The sequence below is a fragment of the Streptomyces sp. NPDC001816 genome (genome assembly GCF_042892235.1).
GTDB lineage: Bacteria > Actinomycetota > Actinomycetes > Streptomycetales > Streptomycetaceae > Streptomyces.
Genome location: NZ_JBIATY010000007.1, coordinates 359,518 through 381,314 on the forward strand (window position 1 = coordinate 359,518; position 21,797 = coordinate 381,314).

21 protein-coding genes, 1 tRNA gene and 1 pseudogene are annotated in these 21,797 nt (G+C 68.6%); 15 read left to right on the forward strand and 8 right to left on the reverse strand.

The annotated features are described in order from the left end of the window. Window positions 1-61: 61 nt before the first annotated feature. On the reverse strand, window positions 62-1,675 hold the full coding sequence (locus ACFYZZ_RS26650) for a phospholipase D-like domain-containing protein (RefSeq protein ID WP_389180672.1): 1,614 nt from the start codon (window positions 1,673-1,675) through the stop codon (window positions 62-64). A gap of 110 nt (window positions 1,676-1,785) precedes the next feature. Here ACFYZZ_RS26650 and ACFYZZ_RS26655 point away from each other — a divergent pair, with 110 nt between their 5' ends. Both ACFYZZ_RS26655 and ACFYZZ_RS26660 read left to right on the forward strand, forming a co-directional pair. Next, window positions 1,786-2,460, forward strand: coding sequence for an SGNH/GDSL hydrolase family protein (locus ACFYZZ_RS26655; protein ID WP_389180675.1), 675 nt, complete (start codon window positions 1,786-1,788; stop codon window positions 2,458-2,460). Window positions 2,461-2,532: 72 nt separating this feature from the next. Then, complete coding sequence (locus ACFYZZ_RS26660; protein ID WP_389180678.1) at window positions 2,533-3,174, forward strand: TetR/AcrR family transcriptional regulator; 642 nt, start codon at window positions 2,533-2,535, stop codon at window positions 3,172-3,174. A gap of 89 nt (window positions 3,175-3,263) precedes the next feature. Here ACFYZZ_RS26660 and ACFYZZ_RS26665 read toward each other — a convergent pair whose 3' ends face one another. Both ACFYZZ_RS26665 and ACFYZZ_RS26670 read right to left on the reverse strand, forming a co-directional pair. After that, complete coding sequence (locus ACFYZZ_RS26665) at window positions 3,264-4,760, reverse strand: MFS transporter (protein ID WP_389180681.1); 1,497 nt, start codon at window positions 4,758-4,760, stop codon at window positions 3,264-3,266. A 139-nt stretch (window positions 4,761-4,899) separates the two neighbouring features. Beyond that, entirely contained in the window at window positions 4,900-5,316 is a 417-nt protein-coding gene (locus tag ACFYZZ_RS26670) for a hypothetical protein (RefSeq protein ID WP_389180684.1), read from the reverse strand. Between the two features lie 184 nt (window positions 5,317-5,500). Between ACFYZZ_RS26670 and ACFYZZ_RS26675 the strand changes: the two genes are divergently transcribed. Beyond that, entirely contained in the window at window positions 5,501-6,193 is a 693-nt protein-coding gene (locus ACFYZZ_RS26675) for an alpha/beta fold hydrolase (protein ID WP_389180992.1), read from the forward strand. 42 nt (window positions 6,194-6,235) lie between these two features. Here ACFYZZ_RS26675 and ACFYZZ_RS26680 read toward each other — a convergent pair whose 3' ends face one another. Beyond that, entirely contained in the window at window positions 6,236-6,889 is a 654-nt protein-coding gene (locus ACFYZZ_RS26680; protein WP_389180687.1) for a DNA alkylation repair protein, read from the reverse strand. A gap of 165 nt (window positions 6,890-7,054) precedes the next feature. Between ACFYZZ_RS26680 and dnaN the strand changes: the two genes are divergently transcribed. Next, window positions 7,055-8,194, forward strand: coding sequence for a DNA polymerase III subunit beta (gene dnaN / locus ACFYZZ_RS26685; RefSeq protein ID WP_389180689.1), 1,140 nt, complete (start codon window positions 7,055-7,057; stop codon window positions 8,192-8,194). On the opposite strand, the gene ACFYZZ_RS26690 is transcribed toward dnaN, so the two are convergent. Next, on the reverse strand, window positions 8,174-8,497 hold the full coding sequence (locus tag ACFYZZ_RS26690) for a hypothetical protein (protein ID WP_389180694.1): 324 nt from the start codon (window positions 8,495-8,497) through the stop codon (window positions 8,174-8,176). The genes dnaN and ACFYZZ_RS26690 overlap by 21 nt on opposite strands. A gap of 261 nt (window positions 8,498-8,758) precedes the next feature. On the opposite strand from ACFYZZ_RS26690, the gene ACFYZZ_RS26695 reads away from it, so the two are divergent. After that, window positions 8,759-10,450 (forward strand): tetratricopeptide repeat protein, encoded by a 1,692-nt coding sequence (locus tag ACFYZZ_RS26695; RefSeq protein WP_389180698.1) that lies wholly within the window; start codon window positions 8,759-8,761, stop codon window positions 10,448-10,450. Between the two features lie 63 nt (window positions 10,451-10,513). Here ACFYZZ_RS26695 and ACFYZZ_RS26700 read toward each other — a convergent pair whose 3' ends face one another. Next, window positions 10,514-11,275 carry a helix-turn-helix transcriptional regulator gene (locus tag ACFYZZ_RS26700; protein WP_389180700.1) on the reverse strand — a complete coding sequence of 254 codons (762 nt, stop codon included), beginning with the start codon at window positions 11,273-11,275 and terminating at the stop codon, window positions 10,514-10,516. A gap of 121 nt (window positions 11,276-11,396) precedes the next feature. Here ACFYZZ_RS26700 and ACFYZZ_RS26705 point away from each other — a divergent pair, with 121 nt between their 5' ends. The 6 genes and pseudogenes from ACFYZZ_RS26705 (at window position 11,397) to ACFYZZ_RS26730 (ending at window position 15,725) form a co-directional block, all read left to right on the forward strand. Next, the gene (locus tag ACFYZZ_RS26705) at window positions 11,397-11,945 is read left to right on the forward strand and encodes a DUF2231 domain-containing protein (RefSeq protein WP_389180702.1); all 549 of its coding nucleotides are present in this window, start codon (window positions 11,397-11,399) and stop codon (window positions 11,943-11,945) included. A gap of 74 nt (window positions 11,946-12,019) precedes the next feature. Beyond that, window positions 12,020-12,478, forward strand: a complete 459-nt coding sequence (locus ACFYZZ_RS26710; protein WP_389180705.1) for a hypothetical protein — start codon at window positions 12,020-12,022, stop codon at window positions 12,476-12,478. Between the two features lie 205 nt (window positions 12,479-12,683). Continuing rightward, window positions 12,684-13,422 (forward strand): annotated as a pseudogene (locus ACFYZZ_RS26715) (class I SAM-dependent methyltransferase). A 548-nt stretch (window positions 13,423-13,970) separates the two neighbouring features. After that, complete coding sequence (locus ACFYZZ_RS26720) at window positions 13,971-14,495, forward strand: hypothetical protein (RefSeq protein WP_389180708.1); 525 nt, start codon at window positions 13,971-13,973, stop codon at window positions 14,493-14,495. A 125-nt stretch (window positions 14,496-14,620) separates the two neighbouring features. Further along, a complete protein-coding gene (locus ACFYZZ_RS26725; protein ID WP_389180711.1) occupies window positions 14,621-15,097 on the forward strand; it encodes a cupin domain-containing protein in 477 nt (158 codons plus the stop codon). Continuing rightward, window positions 15,042-15,725, forward strand: coding sequence for a DUF4232 domain-containing protein (locus ACFYZZ_RS26730; RefSeq protein WP_389180714.1), 684 nt, complete (start codon window positions 15,042-15,044; stop codon window positions 15,723-15,725). Before ACFYZZ_RS26725 ends, ACFYZZ_RS26730 begins: the two co-directional genes overlap by 56 nt. Window positions 15,726-15,729: 4 nt before the next feature. Here ACFYZZ_RS26730 and ACFYZZ_RS26735 read toward each other — a convergent pair whose 3' ends face one another. After that, window positions 15,730-15,918 (reverse strand): hypothetical protein, encoded by a 189-nt coding sequence (locus ACFYZZ_RS26735; protein ID WP_386579995.1) that lies wholly within the window; start codon window positions 15,916-15,918, stop codon window positions 15,730-15,732. A 214-nt stretch (window positions 15,919-16,132) separates the two neighbouring features. On the opposite strand from ACFYZZ_RS26735, the gene ACFYZZ_RS26740 reads away from it, so the two are divergent. Beyond that, complete coding sequence (locus ACFYZZ_RS26740; protein ID WP_386579993.1) at window positions 16,133-17,272, forward strand: glutathione-independent formaldehyde dehydrogenase; 1,140 nt, start codon at window positions 16,133-16,135, stop codon at window positions 17,270-17,272. 108 nt (window positions 17,273-17,380) lie between these two features. On the opposite strand, the gene selD is transcribed toward ACFYZZ_RS26740, so the two are convergent. Then, complete coding sequence (gene selD / locus ACFYZZ_RS26745; protein WP_389180717.1) at window positions 17,381-18,400, reverse strand: selenide, water dikinase SelD; 1,020 nt, start codon at window positions 18,398-18,400, stop codon at window positions 17,381-17,383. A 72-nt stretch (window positions 18,401-18,472) separates the two neighbouring features. Here selD and ACFYZZ_RS26750 point away from each other — a divergent pair. From ACFYZZ_RS26750 to ACFYZZ_RS26760, 3 genes are all read left to right on the forward strand, one after another. Then, window positions 18,473-18,567: transfer RNA gene (locus ACFYZZ_RS26750), tRNA-Sec, on the forward strand. Window positions 18,568-18,609: 42 nt separating this feature from the next. Next, window positions 18,610-19,962: an L-seryl-tRNA(Sec) selenium transferase gene (gene selA, locus ACFYZZ_RS26755; protein ID WP_389180719.1), complete on the forward strand. Its 1,353-nt coding sequence runs from the start codon at window positions 18,610-18,612 to the stop codon at window positions 19,960-19,962. After that, window positions 19,953-21,755 carry a SelB C-terminal domain-containing protein gene (locus ACFYZZ_RS26760; RefSeq protein ID WP_389180721.1) on the forward strand — a complete coding sequence of 601 codons (1,803 nt, stop codon included), beginning with the start codon at window positions 19,953-19,955 and terminating at the stop codon, window positions 21,753-21,755. Before selA ends, ACFYZZ_RS26760 begins: the two co-directional genes overlap by 10 nt. Window positions 21,756-21,797 lie beyond the last annotated feature (42 nt).

The window sequence follows — 21,797 nt, forward strand, 5'->3', positions numbered from 1 at the left end:
AATCGCCTTGAGCGGGTGGGTGTCCGGGCTGTCCGCGGACTTCCTTGCGGGCGGCGGGACTTCAGATCTGGCAGATCCCCCGCTCGTAGTCGACCGTGGCGGACTCCTTGGAGTAGGACCACTGCGGGCTCAGCAGCTGGGTGTCGAGCTGCTGGGCGGCGTGGGGGCTCTCGACGATGTACCCGAAGTCCTGCAACCACGCCGGGTAGAGGTTCTTCGAGCCGATGTAGAACGCGGAACCGTCGACCGAGACCAGCTTGTGGTGCTGCGCGTAGGCGTGTCCGTCGGCCCACTTCGCGTTCGGGGAGCTGCGGAAGGACGCGAGCTGCAGGTTGGAGCAGAGCGCTGCCGTGGCGCTGTGTTCGTCGCCGGTGACCTGGGCGAGCCGGCTGCGCAGTACGTCGCTGATCTCGGAAAGGGACTTGATCTGCGAGTAGCCTCCACTGCCGACCGCGCCGCGGTTGGCAGGGTCGCTGACGACGATGCGCACCTTGACGCCGGCGGCGAGCTTCGAGGCGAGGGCGTCGTAGACGCGGGTGTCGTAGCGGGGCAGCGGCGGGCAGGTCGCGTTGAGGTCCTGCTGCGAGATCTCGATGTGGCTGGTCGCACTGGAGATCAGTGAACGCAGCGCGCTCTCCTCGGGGTTGACCGTGTCGTAGTCGCGGTCGGCGTTGGTGTTGTCGTGCAGCCCGACCACGCACCGGGTGCCGGACGTGGACGGCAGGGTCGGATGCCAGGCGGAGGTGGGATCGGTGTCCTGGATGCCCACGCCGAGCCCGCCGACGGCGATCACCGGTACGTCGCCGGTGGCCGGGACGGCTCGCGGATTTGTGTCCCGCTCCATGGTCGCCATGCAGTCCCCTCCGCCGGAGGCGGCGTACCAGACGCTGGCGATGTTGCTCTGGTTGCGGCAGGTCCAGCTCCACAGCTGGTCCAGGTACCGGCCGGCCGTGCCGGCGGCGGGGCCGGTCAGGGCGAGGTCGACGTCGGTGACCGGGTGGGCGGTGTCGAGGTAGTCGCCCTTCCAGTCGTTGATGCCGCCGGTGATCGCGGACTCCCCGTCGACGACCAGGAGTTTGGAGTGGTTCCACGAGAAGGCGGTCTTCGACGTGGTCATCGAGGCGACGTTGAGCGTGACGGCGTCGGCCGCCGGGCCGAGCTTGCTGCGCAGGTCGTCCCGGTACTTCGAGGGCAGCACGTTCATGTGGTACAGGGGCGCGGCGCCGACGAGGACGCGGACCTTGAGCTTGTGACCGGAGGCCACGGAGGACTTCAGGCCGGCGACGATGGCGTCCTGGAAGGCACCGTCCGGGAAGGGCGCGAGAGTTGAGATGTCGACGGTCCGCGTCGCCAGGGAGATGTTCTCGGTCATCTTCACCAACAGCCGCTTGGTGCCTACGCGGTCCTTGCAGTCTGCGTCGCCCCAGCAGCCAGGCGTCTGGAGCAGCCAGCCGGCGGGGTCACCGTCCGCGGCGTCGAGCTGGTTGCCGCTCGTCCGCTCCCACACGTCCCCTTCGAGGCCGGGCGAGACCTCGCGCAAGGTGCGTTCCACGGCGTCGAGATGTGGGGTTGTCGTATCAGCGGCGGTGGCGGGGGCGGCGGGCAGCACGGCCAGGGAGAGGACGGATATCAGCGTGACGCGTGCGAGACGGTTTAAGGGGGAGGAAATGATCACCCGCAGAAGTTACCAGGCAGTACATCCCTCGTATGACTGCGATTCAGGGAGCACCGGGAAGGCGTCGCCTCGACGTTGACATTACATACGGTCGACCGCATGCTTTAGTGGTGACTTCGACATCCTTCACCGAGGAGACCGACCCGTACTGCCTGGCCACAGTCGATGCTGCGGCACTGCTGTTCGATGCCCCCTGGCAGCGCTACGCCGTGATCGGGGACAGCCTCTCCGCAGGGACGGGGGACAAGAGCGTCGGCTACGGGAACCAGGGCTGGTCCGATCGATTCGCCCACATCCTGCGGCAGGTGAGGCCCGATCTGGCCTACCTGAACACGGCAGTGATCGGTGCCACGACGATGGACACCCTCGACCACCAGATCGACGAGATACGGGACTTCGCCCCGGACCTGCTGCACATCCCGTGCGGCGCCAACGACCTCCTGCGCCGCTCACCGGATTTCGGGAAGATCGAGCAGGGCATGCGCAAGTTGTACGACCTGGCGACTGAGACAGGTGCACAGCTCACCACGTTCACCCTGGGGCGTTCCTACGTCGTGCCGGTCTTCCCCGACTGGACGGAGCGCGTACTCACCCTGAACGACCTCACCCGCGCCCTTGCCGCCGAGTACGACGTCGTCGTCGTCGACATGTGGGATCACCCCGTCAACTCCCGGGAGAACCTGCTGAGTGCGGATCGCATCCACTTCTCCACGTCGGGCCAGGCCGTCATGGCGAGCGAGATGGCCAGGTCGCTGGCCGCCACCCTGGCCCGCCGCACGCCCTGAACGCCGGTGCGCCAGGCCAACCGGAATGCCGGGCACTCCCGCCCATCACCCACAAAATGTACGATCGACCGTATGGATACTGGGACGGGAAGCTTCGTCACGCGGACTGACGCGGTGTCGATCACTGACAAGCGCCTGCTCAAAGGTGCGCGAGCGCGTGAGACCGCACTGCGGCGCGCCGTCGACATCGCCTCCCTCGACGGGCTGGACGACGTGAGCTTCGGCCGTCTCGCGACCGACACGGGTATGAGCAAGGCGGGTATCCAGACCCTCTTCAGGTCCAAGGAAGTGCTCCAGCTCGCGACCATCGATTATGCGCGCGCAATGTTCATCGACGCGGTCGTCCGCCCGGCGAGGAAGGCGGCCCCCGGAGTCGAGCGGCTGCGGTCTTTGATAGAGCACTGGTTCGACTACGCCAAAACCCCACTGTTCGAAGGCGGCTGCTTCCGCGTCGCGAACATCGCCCGTTTCGACAGCAAGCCGGGAGCGATCCGCGACGCCCTGGTCCACAACCAGCAGGAATGGCTCGACACCATCGCGAAGGAATTGCGAAACGCCGTCGAGTCCCACGAGATCGCTGAACTCGACGTCGACCTCGCGGTCTTTCAGATCGATTCCGTGCTCTGCGCGGCCAACACGGCTCTCCGCCTCGGAGACGATGACGTCATCGCCAAGGTTCGTCGCACCGTGGAGAATCTCCTGAAATCGGCCTGAGCACTCCTCGTACCGGGCCGTGCGGCGCAACAGGTGCCGGCGCTTCCTGGGACTCGCTCCCCGGAGGCGCCGGCACCTGTTCCACGTCGTCAGGCCTTCGGCGACGGCGCTTTCGGCAAGAGGAACACCAGCAGGGCCGCGAGCGCCGCGATGGCGAAGGTCGTCAGGGACGTCAGCGCGAATGCGTGTCCCGCCGCGTGCACCTTGTCGCCCGAGACGGCGCCTGTCTGGAAGGAGTGGAAGAACACTGCTCCGACGACCGCCACGCCCAGCGCAGCGCCGACCTGCTGGGCGGTGGACAGCGAGCCCGAGGCCATGCCTGCTGACTGCGGATCGATCCGCGCGAGAACCGTGTGGAGCAGTGGAGTGATCAGCAAACCGCCTCCCACGCTCTGCAGCATCAGGGTCGGGATGATGAGCAGAGGCGTCAGACGCGGCCCGGACAGCAGAACCACGGCGGTCGTCAGATAGCCGACCGCGAGGACGACCGCACCGACCTCCAGTACACGGCGGCCGTACTTCGGGACGATCCGTCCGGCGATCAGGCCGCAGACGAAGAAGGTCACCGCCGCCGGCGTGTAGACAAGCCCGGAACCGAGGGCCGACATGCCCAGCCCGTCCTGCATCGAGACGGACAGCGACAGGTAGTACGAGTACAGAAGCGCATACACGACCAGGACGAGGACGATACCGAGCGAGAACGAGCGCTGCGCGAAGAGTGACAGGTTGATCAGTGGCTCACCACCGCGCCGGTCGACTGCTCGCTCCAGCGCGACGAAGAGCGCGAACGCCGCCGCGCTGCCCACGAAGCACGCCCACGTCCACCAGGGCCAGCCCGCGTCCCGCCCCTGGATGAGCGGGTACGTGAGCAGCATCAGTGCCGCGCTGAGGACCAGAACGCCGGGCACGTCGAGCTTGCGGGTCTGCTCCGCCCGCGACTCCGGTACGTACTTGAGGGCCAGCAGGATCGTGACGATGCCGATGGGGATGTTCACCCAGAACACCGAGCGCCAGCCGGATCCGAAGAGGTTCGCGCCGATCAGGAGGCCGCCGACCAGCTGACCGCTGACCGACGCCATGCCGATGACGACCCCGAACACACCGAAGACACGGTGCCGGTGCTGCGCTGAGACCGTCAGCGTGATGACGGCGAAGACCTGCGGAACCATCAGAGCCGCGCCGAGGCCCTGGACTATTCGGGCACCGATGAGCACGCTCGGATCATCGGCCATGGCACAGGCGATGGACGAGAGCGTGAAGACCGCCGTTCCGATGATGAAGACGCGCTTGCGCCCGTACAGATCCGCGAGCCGACCGCCTGTGATCATGAAGACCGCGTAGCTCAACTGGTAGCCGGCGAGGACCCATTCGAGCGAGCTCGCGGTCGCCTTGAGATCGGTCTGGATGGCTGGACCGGCCACGACGACGATGAACGAGTCCAGGATCGCCATGAAGACACCGATCATGAGGGTCGACAGCGCAACCCAAGGCACCGCATCCCCTAAGCCCGGCCGCGCACTTGGCGCCGCCTTCACTGTGCGGCTGGCATTCGACATGTGTGGCATCCCTTTCGCGGCAAGGCGCACTGGCTCAGCGGTCCCGAGCCCCACCAAAGAATACGCACGACCGTATGCTTACTTCAATCGGTTATCCCCGACCACCGTGGAGCCCTGATGGGCCGTCACAGGCGAACTGCAGCCCGCAGCGCCCCGGGCCATGAACACCTCACACGGCCGGCGTCCACGGCTTCTCGGGAGCCGACGGCCCCTCCCAAGCACTGCGGAACTTCTCCTTCAGGGTCTTGGGCGGGGCTTCCTTCTCCTCCCGTGCATGCATGAGCCGCGCCGTGGTCACCCGCATATGGCACTCCCGGTGCCGCTGCCGCAGCAGCACCACCCACGCACCGTCCGGGGTGACGAAAGCATGCCGCGCAGGCTCGTCACCCGGGCGGGCATGCCGAGCGAGCACCTGCGGCACGTAGTGCAGGGCTGCGTCCTCGGCCACCGCTGCGGCATGTGCCGCATCCCCCTCGATGTGGTGAGTCCCCACCAGCGTCCAGCGATGCAGCTTCAGTTCCCCGCCTTCAACGCGCTCTGTCACTCGAGTGTCCTCTTCGATGAGGACGTACCACTCATCAGTCATGGGCGGGCCCTACCTACCTTTCTGCCTGTCAGCACTCATGGCTTGACGGCAATTGAAGATCAGCAGCCAGAACTCTATGGCTGAGGATCTGGGCTGCTGACCAGGTGGATGTTTCGGCCGCAGGTGAACGCCGATCCTCCGGCAGACCCTGACCGCATATCCTCCGGCCATGGTTGATCAACGCATGGTCGACGTCGGCGGGGTTCGGCTGGCTTGTCAGACGTCGGGTCCGTCGGATGCTCCGCCCCTCGTCCTGTTGCATGCGATGGGCGAGAATGCCGACGACTGGGACGCGGTTGTTCCGGCGCTCGCCCGGAGCCGACGGGTGCACGCCCTCGATCTGCGCGGTCACGGCCGAAGCGACTGGCCGGGGGACTACTCGCTCGAACTCATGCAGGCCGATGTGCTCAGGTTCCTGGACGCACTGGGACTTGGCTCAGTGGATCTGATCGGGCACTCCATGGGCGGGGTCGTGGCCTACCTGCTCGCTCAGGACTGTCCGCAGAGGGTGCGCCGGCTCGTCCTGGAGGACGTTCCCATCCCGCGCCCCCGGGAACGAACCACTCCGACCAGGCCGGACGGCGCCCTGACCTTCGACTGGGAGATGGTGCTGGCCGTCAGGCGGCAGATCGATGTGCCTGATCCCAGGTGGCTGCAGCGACTCAGCCGGATCAGCGCCAAGACCCTCGTGCTCGCCGGCGGTCCGCACAGCCATGTTTCCCAGGACGGCGTCACCGAGCTCGCCCGCCGCATCCCCGACGCGCGAGCGGCCACCATCCCGGTTGGACACCTGATCCACCACGCGGCCCCGGAGGCGTTCATTGAGACGGTTTCGGAGTTCCTGGAGGAGCACTTCCGTCCTGCCCGCCGACCATGAGATGCGAGGTGGCCGCGAACACGATCGCCGCGAGTACGACCCTCAAGCCACCGTCCAGTCGTCCTGCCTGCGCACCATCTCGGTGATCCAGACGGGAGCGAACGGTGACGTGCGGCCCGGGGAAGTCGGGTAGTCCTTGAGCACCTCCAGGCGCTCGCCGATGTCGATCGCACGGGTGCGGTACTCGGCGTGCTCGATCCCGATCTGAGCCAGGCAGTGGTTCATCGCCCACTGCAGGCGATCCGGAGCGTCCTTCATCTCCGCCTCGATGACGTCGAGCAGTCCTGCGAGGTCGAGGCCCTCGGGCCTCTTCGCCACGCGTTCGGTGGTCAGCGCCCAGCCGGCACTCGCGACCACCGGATCCGGATCGGCGGACCAGGCCACGCGCAGCTCTTCGGAATGCGGGCTCTTCTTCACCACATAGTTCACGAGCCAGTCCTGCACCTTGGGTGTGCGCGCCCCGCGCAACATGACGTCCAACTCGTCACGCTCGAACGCCTTCGGACGGCAGATCAGGATCGCCAGTAGTCTCGCAGCGGTGTCGTCCGTCTCCCAGAGCCGGCGCGCGAGTTCCTGCTGCGTCTTCAGCCGCTTCGCGAGCGCGCGCAGTTTGCTGTGGTTCACGCCGTGATCGTCACCGTGCTTCTCGTTCACCTCGCGTGTCCTCGGGTCCTCGAGCTCGGCCAGCACGGCCATTACCTCGGCCACTGTCGTCTCGGTCGGCGCCGTTGACCTGGCTGTCATCACCGGATCTGGGGCCCCCTCGCCCTCTGCGGGGTACACCGACACGAGCCATGCGTTGTCAGTGGCGGCATATAGCGTGCGTGGACCAACTGGTGCGACGCGATGGGGGATGTACGGATGGAGTTCTGGATCGAGCGAAGCGCTCTCGCCGAGGCCGTGGCCTGGGCGGCCAGGTCGTTGCCCGCACGTTCGCCTGTGCCCGTGCTGGGCGGCTTGATGCTGGACGCGGCGGAAGGGCGGCTGCGCATCTCGGGCTTCGACTACGAGGCGTCCGCGACCATCGAGGTCCCGGCGGACACGCTGACAGCCGGTCGGGTGCTCGTGCTGGGGCGCAGACTGCTGGATATCTGCCGGGTGTTGCCCGACACGATGGTGGTGTGCGCACTGGAAGGCGCGCGCTTCACGCTGGAAGGGGGCGGTACGTGCTTTGGGCTGTCGACCTTGCCCACGCAGGAGTATCCGGCCCTTCCCGAGCTTCCCCCCGTTTGCGGAAGCGTGGATGCGGCAGAGTTCGCGGCGGCGGTCGCGCAGGTCGTGATAGCTGTCGGCCGTGACGACTCCCTCCCGGTGCTCACGGGGATCCAGCTCCTGCTGGACGGCGAGTCGATGACCGTGGCCGCTACGGACCGGTACCGGTATGCCGTGCGCACGATGCCATGGAAGCCGGAGGTGGCAGGTTCCGAAGCGGTGCAGGTGGTGGTTCCCGGCCGCCGACTGACCGAGATCTCCCGTTCGCTGGCGAAGTCGGGGCTGATCCGCATCGGGCTGACCGGTTCAGCCGGCTCGGACGGTGGCTTGATGGCCTTCGAGGGAACCGGGATGCGTACGACACTCAGGTTGCTCGAAGGACGGCTGCCGCGCTACGACAAGTTGTTCGCACTGGACAGCCCGGCAGTCGCGGTCACGCAGCGGGAGGCGCTCGCCGACGCGGTCCGCCGGGTCGCGGTCGTCGCGGCGCCGAACAGCCCGATCCGGCTCGATTTCTCCGCCCAGGGAACGGTCCTCCTGCAAGCGGGGTACGAAGACGACATTGCTTCGCAGGAGCTCGCGGCCGCGTTGGTCGGCTCCGATGACCTGGCAGTCGCCTTCAACCCCGCTAACTTGCTGGAAGCCCTCAACTCCTTCAACGCCTCCCGAGTGCGCTTGGAACTTCTGGGCCCCGGTCAGCGGGCACTGATCAGTGGCGAACCGGGCGAGGATGACGCGACGTACGAGGACCACCGCCATCTACTCATGTCAGTACGGCAACTGAGCTGACGAACCGAGCCGATCGAGGACCTCGACGTACATGATCCGGCCGTCCACGACGTCCAGGCACAGCATGCCTCGCGAGGGCAGGAGCGGCACGCAGCGGTGGCCGGCGCCATATGGCCGGCCCTGCGGATGAGGTGCGGTCCGGAAGCTCTGGCAGAAGTCATCGCCGCAGCCGCACTCTTCGACCAGACGAAGATCCCACGCGCAGACAGCCAGCTCGCGTTCTCCTTCGTGCTCCAGGAGAGTGATCAGCTCTGTGACAAGATCCGGGATGACTTCGCGCACGAGGGGGTGGTCCTGCTCCATGAGCGGAGGGTAGCTGGGGTCGTCATCCAGCGCGCCAGGAATTATGCGGGACAGCCGTTGGCCAGCTGCACGCGGCGGCACCCACCCGGTGTCAGTGCCCCGGGATACGAGAGTGCGCGCTTCCACGCGGACGCCGTGTCCGGGTATTTTTCTGCCTGAACAGGCGATATCGCCACCGTCCGTCGCTAGGGTCGTCGCACCGGCCACCGTCGTGCCATCCCGGAAACCGGGGCGGCTGGCCGACAGCCTTGAGGAGTTCGTATGCAGTACTACGACCTCGGCAGCCACGGCCGGCGCGTGACAACGTCGTCCTCCGAGGCGCAGACGTGGTTCGACCGCGGGCTGAACTGGACGTACGCCTTCAACCACGAGGAGGCCGTCCGCTGCTTCGAGGCAGCCGCTGCGGCGGATCCCGACTGTGCCATGGCGGACTGGGGCGTGGCCTACGCGCTCGGCCCCAACTACAACAAGCCCTGGGAGTCCTTCGACGACAAGGACCTGGGGCGGAGCGTGGAACGTGCGCACGCCGCCGTACAGCGCGCCCACGCGAAGGCCGCCGGCGCAACCCCGGTCGAGCAGGCGCTCATCGACGCATTGCATGCTCGCTGTCCACGGGCCCAGTCCCCCGATGCCGAGGACTGTTGCGTGTGGAGCGCCGCCTACGCCGACAGCATGCGCTCCGTCCACGGACTCGCGCCCGACGACCTCGACGTGGCCACCCTCTACGCCGAGGCCCTGATGAACCTCACACCCTGGCAGCTGTGGGACATCCGCACGGGCAGGCCGGCCCCGGGCTCGCGCGCCATCGAGGCCAAAGCGGTACTGGAACGGGCGATGGCCACAGAGGCGGGCGTGCGGCACCCGGGCCTGCTTCACATGTACATCCACCTGATGGAGATGTCCCCGGCCCCCGAGGTCGCCCTGTCGGTGGGCGACCGGCTGCGCGGCCTGGTGCCGGACGCGGGACATCTCCAGCACATGCCGTCCCACCTGGAAGTGCTCTGCGGCGACTACCGCCGGGTGGTCTCCGACAACGCCGACGCGATCGCGGCCGACGAGAAGTTCCGCGCCCGCGCCGGAGCGATGAACTTCTACACCCTGTACCGGTGTCACAACTACCACTTCAAGATCTACGGCGCGATGTTCCTCGGCCGCTTCCAGGACGCCATCGACACGGCGGACCGGCTCGAAGCGGCCGTGCCCGAGGAACTGCTGCGCGTGGACAGCCCGCCCATGGCGGACTGGCTGGAGGGCTTCCTCGCGATGCGGGTGCACGTGCTCATCCGCTTCGGCCGCTGGGACGACATCCTGAGCCTGCCGATGCCCGCCGACGCGCAGCTGTACTGCGTGACCACGGCCATGCTGCGGTACGCGCGCGGAGTCGCACTCTCTGCCACCGGCCGGGTCGACGAGGCCGACGCGGAACGTCAGCTCTTCCGTGAGGCGGTCGCCCGGGTCCCCCAGACGCGAACGCTGTTCAACAACTCCTGTACGGACATCCTGGCGATCGCCGCGCAGATGCTGGACGGAGAGCTGGCCTACCGCAAGGGGAAGCACGAAGCGGCGTTCGCGGCGCTGCGCCGGTCGATCGAACTGGACGACGGGCTTCCGTACGACGAGCCGTGGGGGTGGATGCAGCCCACCCGGCATGCATACGGCGCACTGCTTCTCGAACAGGGCCTGGTCGCGGATGCCGAGGCCGTCTACCGCGCCGACCTCGGACTCGACGACACGCTGCCGCGCCCGCTGCAGCACCCGGGCAACGTCTGGGCCCTGCACGGCCTCCACGAATGCCTCGTCCGGCTCGGCAGGGAGGGAGAAGCGCTGATCATTGCCCAGCAGTTGAAGATCGCCACGGCGATGGCGGACGTGCCGATCGAGGCGTCCTGCTTCTGCCGTCTGGAAACGGTCGCGGGCTCGGCATCCGGGGACGGTTGCTGTACCGGGGAGTAGCCGGCGACACCGACCGCGACTCCGGCGCCGATACGGAACGGTGGGGCGGCCGGCCCCGCGTCATCAGCCCCGAGTCTGCCGATCATCGCCATCGGCGTCGCTCGGGCCCAGCCGTACGCAGCATTCCCCGGGCTCGGGAGCCAGGATGGCTTGGACTCCGTTGACCTGTAGGCCGTCGAGGTAGCCGCTGAGGAAGGCCTGGTTCATGCCGCACACCAGGTCAGGGGCCTTCGCGGCCAGCGGGTGGAAGGGGCAGTTGCGTAGCCGGAGCTGAGTGGGGGTTTCCCGTACGGGCTCGTAGCCGTACCGGTCCAGCAGGCGCTCGCAGGCGGTCAGCCCGCGCTCGGGGCCCAGCCGGCCCGGGCGGGTCTCGTCCCGGGCGGCCTCGCCCATCTGCCGACCGCGCTGCTCGGCGGTCCGTACAGCCGCCTGCGCGGCGTTTTCGCCCGCCTCCTCGGTCAGAACGGCATCGAGGAGCAGCTCCGCGAGGAACTCGTGGCGCCGATCGGGGATGCTCACGGTGATCTGCGCATCCGTGGGTTCGTACACCTTCGGTTGTCGGCCGACCTTGCGGATCCCGCCGGGCGTTTCGTAGCGGGCGCGCAGCAGCCCGGCGTCGACGAGTTTGTCGAGATGGAACGCTGCGAGTTTGCGGGAGATGCCGACGCTGGCCGCAGCCTCGTCGCGGGTGACGGCGCGGCGGGCGCGCCGGATGAAGGTGAACATGCGCCGCCGGGAGTCCTCGCTCAGGACGCTGACGGAGTCGATCGCGGTGTCGGCAGTGGTGGCGGCCGCGTCGGCCTGCGGAGTCGGGTCAGGAGCCACGAGACCACGGTAACTCCCATGCGAGTGGACACAAGGGCTGTTTTGACGCCTTGTACTGCGTACCTTGACGTTCCACCCCAATAAGGCCAACACTTATTGGTGAAACTAGTGGGAGGTTGCGATGGTCACTGAGTCGCGGCTTCAGGCGAAGCGTCCGGTCAGCGCCTCGCTCGCCGGCCCGTACGGCCACCCGTTCCACCCGATTCTGGTCACGGTGCCGATCGGCGCCTGGGTGACCAGCCTGGTGTTCGACATCGCTTCCCATGTCGTGCACCGTCCCGGATTCCTGACCCAGGGCTCGGAGTGGTTGATAGCCGTAGGCGTGATCGGAGCGGTGCTGGCGGCCATGGTCGGATTCCTCGACCTGTTCGCGATTCCGACCGGCACTCCGGCCCATGCCACCGCCTTGGTCCACATGACACTGAACCTGACGGTGACCGCCGCCTACGCCGTCAACTTCCTGTGGCGCTACAGCACCTACACCGACGGCGGGAGTGTCGGCGTCGGCAAGCTCGTCCTGTCCGCACTCAGCATGGTGGCCCTGGGCGTCTCGGGTTTCCTCGGCGGCAAGCTCGCCTACCGCTACGGCGTACGGGTCGCCGACGAGAGCACCCAGGCCGAGGGATTCGTGCCTGACCACAGCGCGCGAAACGCAGGCTCCGGCATGTGACCGGCCCACGCACCGTCCACGGCCGCCGGCGTCGACCGGCTGCCATCGACACGGTCATCACCAGGGAGTTCCCCATGGACATCGCCGCACTGATCGCCTGGGTGGTCACCGCCCTCGGCGGGTTCTACATGCTCGGCACCTGGATCCAACGGGGCGGAATCCAGCAGCAGCAATCCGGTACCAGCCACCTGCCCGCACCGGCCGTCTTCGGGCACTTCGCCCTGGCCGCGATCGGGCTCGTGGTGTGGATCATCTATGTCGTGGCCGACAAGACCGCCCTGGCCTGGACTTCGTTCGCTCTGCTGCTGCCGGTCGCCCTGCTGGGATTCGTGATGCTGGTCCGCTGGATCCCCGTCTACCGAGACCGCGCCGCCGCCGGGACGACTCCAGCTACCGCAGCAGCTCAGGGAGCGGAAGGGGCCGTCCCCGCCGAAGGCCACTTCCCGCTGCCGGTCGTGATGGCCCACGGCCTGTTCGCCGTGACCACCCTCGTCCTGGTCCTGCTCGCCGCCCTGGGGATCGGCGGCAGCTGACAAGCCGAGCTGATGCGAGTGCGAGTGACGATGCGGGTGATGGGTGATACGAGGGTCACCCGGCCAACTTCTTCGTGTCATCTGCCAGTACGGCGGCCGGACAAGGGCGGAGCAGACTCTCTGCCACGACCGCGGCCCGGCGAGCCTCTGTATCCAGAGGGCGGGCGTGGCCGCGTACAGGACGGGACACTGGAGGGGGCGGCACGTGAGCGTGCAGCAGTACGACGAGATCGGCGAGGCATTCGAGGGGTTCAAGTCCCTGCCGCTGATGCGTTACGGGGAGGTACCGAGCTTCCTGGGCATGGTCGGGGACGTGAGCGGCAGGTCGGTTCTCGACGTGGCGTGCGGCACCGGCTTCTACAGCCGGGAGTTGAAGCGGCGCGGCGCGTGTCTTCGGTGTCGACATCTCCGTAGAGATGATCGCCGCCGCGCGGGCGATCGAGCAGAGTGACCCGCTGGGGCTGCGCTACGAGGTCGGGGACGTGGCCGAACTGCGCCCGCTCGACCGGCGCTTCGACATCGCGGTGGGAGTGCAGTGCCTCAACTACGCTGCGGACATCGCGGAGATGGAGCGGATGTGCCGCAACATCCACCGGAGTCTGGTGCCGGGTAGTGAGTTCTTCGTGTTCGCCCAGAAGCCCGACTACCGGTTCGACTGCCCGTCCCTGGACAAGTACGGGTTTCTCTGCGAGCCGACCGGCGAGGAGATCGAGACGGGTCCGCGGGTGCGGGTCACGGCCCTCCTCGACCCGCAGCCGATCAGCATCGTCTCCGCGGTCCCGCGCCGCGAGGTCTACGAGGAGTGTCTGCGGGCGGCCGGGTTCAGTGACGTGAAGTGGGTTCCGTTGCAGGTGTCCGAAGCCGGAATCCGTGAGTTCGGCGAGGACTTCTGGGCGGACCTCCTCGCGCACCCGCCGCTGGAGATGCTGCGCTGCCGCGCCTGATGTTTTAGATGTCGGCGGGGAAGCTCCGATCGGGATCGTGAGGCACAAGGCGGTTCTTGGAGACTGAGTATGCGTACCGACTCCTTGCCACGTGGCTTCGCCGATCCGTCGCGCTCCCCGCCGACATACCGTCCCCCGTATGACCGAGGAGAGTGTTCGTCCAGCGGAACGACGGGGACGAGCGGATGTCCTTTACCTGGTTCCCGGACCGTCAGTACTTCATCGGCGGCGCCAGCGTGGCCAGGGCAGCGTAGCGATCGATTCGAGGCCGTGCGAGCGGGACACTCCAGGTTCAGCAGGCGTTTACGCAGGTCACAGCGTGTAGTTGACGAGCCGTCATGCCGCACGGACGGGCACCGAAGCCCCCTCCCCGAGCCCGCTGTCAAGGCCGCGTCAAGACTTCACCCCTCACCACCCTCAGTCGGATAAACGTTCATTCAAGGGAGTCCCCGATCGGGCAAAGAGGTCTACTCGCATAGATGATCCCGGTGCTGTCATGCTCACGATCGCCCGGAATCCTGCCGGGCACCGCACCGGGAGACCCCCACATGTCCCGAATACCCCGCCCCCTGGTGACCACCCTCTCCAGCCTCGCCCTCGCCGCAGCCGGCCTCACCGTCACCACCGGCTCCGCCCACGCCGCGAGCTGCAGCCAGGACTACCTCCCCCTGCCCGACCCGGTCTGTACGCCCGGCGACCTCAACCCCGACGTCACCCAGGACACCATCGACTCGACCATCTGCGTCTCCGGCTGGACCGCGACCGTACGGCCCTCAACCTCGTACACCAACGCGCTGAAGAAGAAGCAGATCGCCGAGTACGGCTACTCCGACACCAGCCTCTCGGACTACGAGGAGGACCACTTCGTCCCGCTCGAGCTCGGCGGTGCACCCAAGAGCGAGGAGAACCTCTGGCCAGAGCCGCACTCCGGCGACGCCACCTCTTCCCAGAAGGACTCCGTCGAGAACAAGTTGAAGAAGGCCGTCTGCGCCGGTCGGGTCAGCCTCGACGACGCACAGAACGCCATCATGACCGACTGGACGACCGCGCTCTCCAGCCTCGGCCTGGGCTGAGCCGTCGCCGCCTGTAGGGGGTCGGCATCTCCCCCGGGAGTAGCCGGCCCCCAACCACTTCGAGGGGACTGCTGCCGTACCAGGGCATGATTCGGAAGCAGTGATCCCTGGGCCACAATGCCCCCATGACCGATGATCAGTCCCGGATTCCCTCCCGTCCGCTGCTGCGTAGCCCCGAGGACGGTGAACTCATAGACGTCGCCGGTGTCGCACACTTCTTCCGGCTCACCGGCGAGCACACGGGCGGGCACTTCGCCTTCGAGGAGTTCAGCCTCGCCCCTGGCACCATCGGTGCCAGGCCTCATGTGCATGAAGGCCATGACGAGTACTTCTACGTTCTTGAGGGCGAGTTGACGCTCCACACCGGGGACGGCGAGGTGACCGCAGGTGCCGGCCATCTGCTCGCCGCGACCCGCGGCACCCCGCACGGCTTCCGCAATGCAGGGTCGGTCCTCGCTCGCGCCCTGTGCCTCTACACCCCCGCCGGTTACGAAAACTACTTCCGTGACGTCCACGCCGCCGTGAGCGCCGGGGCCGAAGCGACCGATGAACTGCTGGCCGAGTTCCGCAGCCATTACCGGACCAGCTCCTACCACGGCTGACGCCGACCCGTCCGCCGGAACCTCCCGGGGAGTAGCTGCATCTACCTGTCCGCAGAGGCAGAGGGCCTCCACGGGGGATGTTTTGATAGCGCAGCGAAAAGCAACGATCCTGATACTCAGCCTGGCGGTGTTGGTGGGGTTGGCGGGGTTGGCGGGGTTGACCGCTTACCTTTGGGTTCACCCCCGCCCAGCCGCCTGCGGATCACCCCAGCTGCGCTGGAAATGGACTCGCCTGGCCGACAGGCCGGCAGGCGCGCCGGCGGCCGTGCTCAGTGCCAGGAACAGAAGTACGAAGCCCTGCGCCTTCGATGGCTACCCGCAGCTGCACGTCTGGGTCGGCAAGGCGCAGGACGTGGAGTCGGCGCCGAAGAAGGAGGCCGTGCCGGTCCGGCTGGTACTGAACCCGGGCCGGACGGTCGACTTCCCGCTCTTCTACCAGCCACGCGACGTCCCGCGCATGAGCTGCTGGATCGCGGGGGGCTACAACGCCTCCAGCGATGTGGTGGTGCCCCGCCCCGCCAAGCACGACTACGGTTCCTTCGTGCACGTGACCGACGCGAAGGGACACCGGCTGCCGACCCAGGTGTGCAGCGACACCATTCAGGTGGGTCCGCCCCACCTGCGGTAGAGGGTCAGCTGTCGGGGACGCCCTCGGAAAGTCCCTCGGCGAACTCCCACCAGGCGAGCGGGAGCCAGTCGCCGTCCACGAAGGCGTCGACGGACGAGCCGCGGCCGCTGATGGCCACCGGCGTTCCCGGCGGGTACATGGTGCCCGAGATGCCGGGCACCGGGACGATCAAGGTCCCGAAACGCTGAGTCACTTTCCTCGTCCTCCCATTCGGCGCGAGGTTGAAACCGGAATTTAATTGACAATAGCTGGCCTGTTTCATGTTCCTCTACAGGGGGACCATGAGAGTTGGGTCACGTGAGGCGAACGGCCGCGACCTTTCTACTGCCCGTTCGCACCAGGCTACGTTCGGTTGACGGCCGTTTGGCCTCCGGCAGCGATCAAGCACCGCTCATCGGAGGTGTCATATGAAGGCTGTCGTCTACAAAGGACCGTTCGAGGTAGCGGTGGAAGAGGTCCAGAAGCCTCGACTCCAGCACCCGAACGAGGTGATCGTACGGGTGACGTCCACCGCCATATGTGGCTCTGACCTGCACATGTATGAGGGCCGCACCGCCGCCGAACCGGGCATCGTCTTCGGCCACGAGAACATGGGCATCGTCGAGGAACTCGGTGAGGGGATCACCTCTCTCAAGAAGGGCGACCGCGTGGTCATGCCCTTCAATGTCGCCTGCGGTTTCTGCAAGAACTGTGTGGCCGACTACACCGGATTCTGCCTCACCGTGAATCCGGGCTTCGCCGGTGGCGCATACGGCTATGTGGCTATGGGGCCGTGGACCGGGGGCCAGGCCGAATACCTGCGCGTACCGTACGCCGACTTCAACTGTCTGAAGTTGCCGGAAGGCACCGCGAACGAGACCGATTTCATTCTGCTCGCCGACATCTTCCCGACCGGCTATCACGGCAACGAACTCGCCCAGGTCTCCCCGGGTGAAAGTGTCGTGGTGTATGGCGGCGGGCCCGTCGGACTCATGGCCGCCTACTCGGCAATGATCCGCGGTGCGTCGAAGGTGTTCGTCGTCGACCGGGTGCTCGAGCGGCTGCAGAAGGCCGAGGAGATCGGCGCGATCCCGATCAACTTCGCCGAAGGCAACCCGGTCGAGCAGATCAAGGAGCAGACGAACGGCGAAGGAACGGACAAGGGCATCGACGCGGTCGGCTACCAGGCCATGGCCAGGGGCGAGAACCGCGAGGAGCCCGCGGCCGTGCTGAACTCGATCATCGAGACCGTCCGGCCGACCGGAGCGCTGGGCATACCCGGCCTCTATGTGCCGGCCGACCCGGGGGCACCGGACGAGCAGGCCAAGCACGGCAAGCTCATGGTCTCGATCGGCAAGCTCTTCGAGAAGGGGCTGCGTCTGGGCACCGGGCAGTGCAACGTGAAGCGCTACAACCGGCAGCTGCGCGACCTCATCATCTCGGGGCGTGCCCGGCCGAGCTTCGTCGTCTCCCATGAGCTGCCTCTGGCCGAGGCGCCCACGGCGTACGAGAAGTTCGACAAGCGCGTCGAGGGCTACACCAAGGTGGTTCTGCACCCAGGGCAGTAGCTCTTCCGCGGCGGCGCCCGCCGGCTGGGTCAAGGCCCGGGTCGGCGGGGGCCGCTCTGCCATGTCTGCGAGAACACATCGGCACGGCCGTCGTCTTCGCAGCCGGGTTCAGCGGATCACCAGGACGTGCTCGCCGCGTGGCAGCAGCTCGCCCACGACGGGCGCGCCGGGGATTTCGCCGGCCACCAGCAGGCCGCCGGAGGTCTGTGCGTCGGCCAGGAGCAGTGCCTCGTCCTCGCTCACCGCCGACAGGTCGGTGTGGGGGCGTACCCATGCGAGATTGCGCCGGGTGCCGCCGCTGACGTGCCCCTCGCTCAGCGCCTGCCGGGCGCCGTCGAGGTAGGGCACGGCGTTCGCGTCGATCAGTGCCGTGACCCCGCTCGCCCGGGCGAGCTTGTAGGCGTGGCCGAGCAGCCCGAACCCGGTGACGTCGGTCGCGCAGGTGAGCCCGGCGGCCAGCGCCGCTTCGGCCGCCTCCCGGTTGAGCCGCGTCATGACCTCGACCGCTTGCGGGAACACCTCGCCGGTGGCCTTGTGCCTGCTGTTCAGCACGCCGATGCCGAGCGGCTTGGTCAGCGACAGTGGCACACCAGGTTTTCCGGCGTCGCTGCGCAGCAGGCGGTCCGGGTCGACCAGGCCGGTGACCGCCATGCCGTACTTGGGCTCGGGGTCGTCCACGCTGTGGCCGCCGGCGACGTGACAGCCGGCGGCCGCGGCCATGTCCAGGCCGCCGCGCAGCACCTCGCGGGCCAGGTCGAGCGGGAGGACTCCTCGAGGCCAGGCCAGCAGGTTCACGGCGAGCAGGGGACGGCCGCCGGTGGCATACACGTCCGACAGCGCGTTCGCCGCGGCGATGCGGCCCCAGTCGTAGGGGTCGTCGACCACGGGCGGGAAGAAGTCGGTGGTCGCCAGCACCGCCGTGCCGTCCGGCAGCCGCACGACGGAGGCGTCGTCACCGTCGTCCAGCCCCACGAGCAGTTCACCCTCGGGGTCACGGACCGGTACGGCGGCCCCCAGGCCCCGTAGCACCTCCTCCAGCTCGCCCGGCGGGATCTTGCAGGCACAGCCGCCGCCGTGCGCGTACTGGGTGAGGCGGACGGATGCGCCGGGCGCCGTCAGTGAGGTCATGCAGATCATGATTCCGGATGCGTTCCGTTAGCGCCCGTATACGGCTTTTGCGAAGATGGCCGCGTGGCGCGGGGAGGCGTGTCCGGCCTGGTGACCGGCCCGGTCTTCAAAACCGTTGAACGGCAGGAGCTGCCGTTGGCGGGTTCGATTCCCGTCCGCCTCCGCCACGCATGCCCCGCAGGAGGCCCACGGTGAGCGGAAGAGGTGCCATGAGCGATCCGCGCCGTCGCATCCCCGGCACCGACGCCGTGCTGGCCGAACCGCGCATCGCGACCGCCGTGCGGACGCTGGGGCGCCCCCTGGTGAAGGCGGCTGTTGCGGAGGCCCAGCGACGCGCGCGGGCCGGAGAGATCGCTCCCGAGGACGTGGTGGACGCGGCGGTCGGCCAGTTGCCCGATCGGGCCTGTGGACTGCGGCCGGTGATCAACGCCACCGGGGTGCTGGTGCACACCAATCTCGGCCGTGCCCCGCTGTCGGTTGCCGCCCGGGACGCCGTGATGGCCGCGTCCGGATGCACGGACGTCGAGTTCGACCTCGTCGAAGGCCGCCGGGCGCGCCGCGGACGCGGGGCGCTCGCCGCCCTGGCCGAGGCCGTGCCCGATGCCGGAGCGGTGCACGTGGTGAACAACAACGCGGCCGCGCTGCTCCTGTGCGCCCTGGTGATGGCTCAAGGACGGGAGATCGTGATCAGCCGGGGCGAGCTGGTCGAGATCGGCGACGGGTTCCGCATTCCGGAGCTGCTGGCTTCCACCGGCGCGCGGCTGCGCGAGGTCGGCACCACCAACCGCACCCATGCACGGGACTACGCCGAGGCCATCGGCCCGGAGACCGGCTTCCTGCTCAAGGTGCACGCCTCCAACTTCCACATCAGCGGTTTCACCGCGGCGGCGGAGGTCGCCGAGCTGGCGGCGCTGGGACCGCCAGTGGTGGTGGACATCGGTTCCGGCCTGCTCGGCCCCCACCCGCTGCTCCCCCGGGAGCCGGACGCCACCACCGCGCTGCGTGCCGGGGCAGCGCTGGTGACGGCCAGTGGTGACAAGCTGCTCGGCGGTCCGCAGGCCGGGCTGCTGCTCGGTGAAGCGGGGCTGGTCGAGCGACTGCGCCGGCATCCCGCGGCCCGGGCCCTGCGGGTGGACAAGCTGACCCTGGCCGCGTTGGAAGCGACCCTGCGCGGTCCGGAGCCGCCCGTACGCGCCGCGCTGGCCGCCGACGCGATCGCCCTGCACGAGCGCGCCGCCCGGCTGGTCGAACGGCTGCGCGCCGAGGGAGTACCGGCCGAGGTGCTGCGTACGGAGGCGGCCGTGGGCGGTGGCGGTGCGCCCGGGGTGACCCTGCCCAGCGCGGCCGTCGGCCTCCCCGCGGCGTACGGCCCGTTGCTGCGCACCGGCGCGGTCCCGGTGATCGGCCGGGTGGAGCGTGGACGGTGCCTGCTGGATCTGCGCACGGTCGGCGCGGAGGAGGAGCAGGCGGTGCTGGAGGCCGTACGCGCCGCACGGCGGTCGCACCCGAGCGGTGGGCGCCCGGACAGCGACGACCACGGAAGTGAACGGCCGTGCACGTGATCGCGACCGCCGGCCATGTCGATCACGGCAAGTCGACGCTGGTGAAGCTGCTCACCGGAATGGAGCCGGACCGCTGGGAGCAGGAGCGCCGGCGCGGGCTGACCATCGACCTGGGTTTCGCCTGGACGACCCTGCCCGGTGGACCGGAGGTGGCATTCGTCGACGTGCCGGGCCACGAGCGGTTCGTGCCCAACATGCTCGCCGGTGTCGGCCCGGTCCCCGCCGTGCTGTTCGTGGTGGCCGCCGACGGGGGCTGGATGCCGCAGTCGGCGGAGCATCTGCAGGCACTGGACGCGCTGGGCGTGCGGCATGCCCTGCTCGCCGTCACCCGCTGCGACCTGGCCGACCCGGAGCCGGCACGGCGACAGGCGCTGGCCCGCCTGGCGGCGACCGGCCTGGGACCGGTCGACTCGGTGACGGTGAGCGGGCGCACCGGCGAGGGCCTGGACCGGCTGCACGACGGACTCAAGCGGCTGGTGGGAGGCCTGCCACCAGCCGATCCGGACGCCGACGTGCGGTTGTGGGTGGACCGTTCGTTCAGCGTCGTCGGCGCCGGCACAGTGGTCACGGGAACGCTGACGGCCGGCACCCTGCGCAGGGATGCGGAGCTTCAGCTGGCGTCCTCCGGGGCGGTGGTACGGGTGCGCGGCCTGCAGACGCTGGGCCGTGACACGCCCGAGGTCCATGCCGTGGCCCGCGTGGCGGTCAATCTGCGCGGCGTCGAGCACCGGGCGATCGGCCGTGGCGACGCGCTCCTCACTCCGGGCCGGTGGCTGACGACCGCCGAGGTCGACGTCGCGCTGCGCGGCGCCGACGGCAGCGAGGGTGACGCCGCCGAGCACCGTGACCTCCCTCGCGAACTCGTGCTGCATGTGGGATCCGCGTCCGTCGCCGCCCGGGTCCGGCCGCTGGGGGCGGGCAGCGCCCGGCTGCGGCTGGCCCGGCCCCTGCCGCTGCGCGTCGGCGACCGCGCGTTGCTGCGCGATCCCGGCCGGCACCGCATCGCCGCCGGTGTCGACGTACTCGACGTGACGCCGCCCGAGCTGAGCCGGCGCGGAGCCGCACGGTTGCGCGCTGCGGAGCTGGCCGCGCTCGTCGGTGCTCCACCGCAGGCGGCGGCCGAGGCGATGGTGCGACGCCGCCGCTTCGCGACCGTGAGCGAGCTGCACGCCATGGGGCTGCCTGTGCTCGGCGAGCCGGTGGGTGACGGTCTGAGGGTTCATCCGGTCGTGTGGCGGGAGTTGGTCGTCTCCCTGCGTGCCGTGGTCGACGAGTGGCGCGACGAGCATCCTCTGGAGTCCGGTATGCCCGTGGAGGCGGTACGACGGCGGATGCGGCTGCCCAGCGCCGGTGTCGTGGAACGGCTTGCCGGTGCGGCGTCGCTGCCGGTGGTGGAGGGGCGGGTGTGCGCGCCGGGCAGCCTCGCGGTGCTTCCCGAACCCGTCGAGGCGGCGGTGACCGCGCTGACCGCCGAGTTGCGCGCTGAACCGTTCGCAGCGCCGGACGCCGCGAGGATGGCGGAACTGCGGCTCGGGGCACGGGAGTTGGCCGCTGCCGTGCGCGCCGGACGTCTGCTGAAGGTGGCCGACGGTGTCTTCCTGCTTCCCGACGGCGACAGGCGGGCCGCCGAAGTGCTCGCGGAACTGCCCCAGCCGTTCACCCTCAGTCAGGCGCGGCAGGCGTTGCGCACCACGCGGCGGGTCGCGGTGCCCCTGCTGGAGCTGCTGGACCGGCGGGGTGTCACCGAGCGGCTTGCGGACAACACCCATCGTGTGCGCAGTGCGTCGGCGTGATCTGTGTTCGACATGCCCCTGGCGGGTCCCGGCGTTACGTTG